Source organism: Methylobacterium sp. A52T (genome assembly GCF_053346095.1).
In genome coordinates this window covers 1-1,686 of sequence record NZ_JBKFBI010000287.1, presented here as the reverse complement: position 1 = coordinate 1,686, position 1,686 = coordinate 1, and the positions used below count along the sequence as shown (strand labels likewise).

The 1,686-nt window shown below is 75.3% G+C and carries 2 protein-coding genes; both read right to left on the bottom strand.

The window, feature by feature from the left end; genetic code table 11:
• A partial coding sequence (locus ACLBYE_RS30380) for a methyl-accepting chemotaxis protein (RefSeq protein WP_447697014.1) occupies positions 1-1,199 on the bottom strand: 1,199 nt, incomplete at its 3' end.
• Positions 1,200-1,369: 170 nt separating this feature from the next.
• On the bottom strand, positions 1,370-1,686 hold a 317-nt coding region (locus ACLBYE_RS30375), incomplete at its 5' end, for a hypothetical protein (protein WP_447697013.1).

Below are 1,686 nucleotides of genomic sequence, written 5' to 3'. Positions count from 1 at the left end.
CGGGGGGGCGGGGGCGCCCCCGGGCCCCGCCCCGGCCGGCGCCCGGGGCGGCCGGGGGCGGCCGCCTGCTCGCGGGCCTGCGCCAGGGGCTTCTCGATGGCGGCCGGCCGCGTCGCGTCGGCGGCGATCCCCTCCGGCGGCGTATCGGTCGAGCGCATGCCGACCAGGGTCGCCGCGATGGCGCGCCGCCACGCGGCGCAGTCCGCCGACAGGCGGATCACCCGCTGATCCGCGGCGGTGCCGGTCTGCCGGTCGAGCAGGGTGCGGCCGAGATCCTCGATCCGTCCGAGCTGCGCGAGGGCGTCGCCGATCTCGCGGCGGGCCTTGTCGGTCCCTTCCGCGATGCGCCCGACGTTCTGGGCGATGTCGCCGGTGGCCTGCATCTGCTGGCCGAGGATCTCCGAGGCCTCGCGCATCTGCGCCGCGACGTTCGCGACGGCGCCGCTCTCCGCCTCGACGCGGGCATTGGCCCGCACCATCGCGGCCGCGCCGGCCTCCACGGCGTTGCGGCTGCGCGAGACGGCGGCCTGCATCGCCGCCATCTCCTCGCGCAGGCCGCTGACCCGCGCCCGGATCTCGTCCGTCGCCTTCGCGGTCTGGGCCGACAGCGTCTTCACCTCGGCGGCGACCACCGCGAAGCCGCGGCCGGCCTCGCCGGCCCGCGCCGCCTCGATCGTGGCGTTGAGCGCCAGCAGGTTGGTCTGGGCCGAGATCGCCGCGATGGTGCCGGCCATCTCCTCGATCCGCAGCGCCGCGGTCGAGAAGCTGTCGAGTCGGCTGCCGATCTCCTCGGTGCCCTCCTCGATCCCGCGCATGCCGTCGGTGGCCCGGTGCAGGTCGCCCACGCAGGTGGCGATGCCGGCCCGGGCCGTCTCGGCCATCTCGGCCGCCGAGGAGGAGCGGGCGGCGATCTCACCCGTGGTCGCGGCGAGTTCCTCGCTGGCCGCCGCGATGAGGCGAGCCTGCTCGGCGGTGCCGGAGGCGTCGTGGGTCATCCAGCCGATCGAGGTGCCGGCGTCGGACGCGGAGGCGGACAGGCGCGCCAGGAGGGTCAGCCATTCCCGATCGACGGCCAGTTCCGCGACAGGGTTCGGGGCCGCCTCGACCGGCAAGGCCGCCGCCGTCTCGACCGGGGCGGTCGCCGTCACCGGGGTTGCTAGCGCGTCAGGGATCTGACGCTGCCGGCGCAAACTGAACATGCGGGCCTCTCCGACACTCTAATCGGGGCGCATGGTCACACGGAACCTTCAACCAATGGTGAAGGATAGACAAGTCTCTCGACAAGCGTTGCGGCGCATCGGTGCAGCGCAACTGGTCTTCTTCGAGAAGTTGCGCCCCCTGATAGCGCTCTATCAGGGGGCGCAATGCTTCATTCGCCGGTCAGGGCCGCCTTGGTGCGGGACCACCAGCCGGCGCGCTTCGGCCGGTCCGGATCGGACGGCGGCGTCAGCACGATCGCCACGGGCTCGGGCGCCGGCTCGGCGGGAGCGGCCTCGGGCGAGCCGGCCTCGGCCTGCGCGCCGACGGTCGCCCGCTCGGCCGCCGGCTCCGCGGGTTCGACCGGGGCCACCGGCAGGTCCACCGCGGTCTCGGTCTGGGTCACGGCGGCCGCGGCCGGCGCCGCCTCGATCGCCTCGGCCACAGCCTGGGCGCTCACCGGCTCCTCCGCCCTCCGGGGGGCGCCAT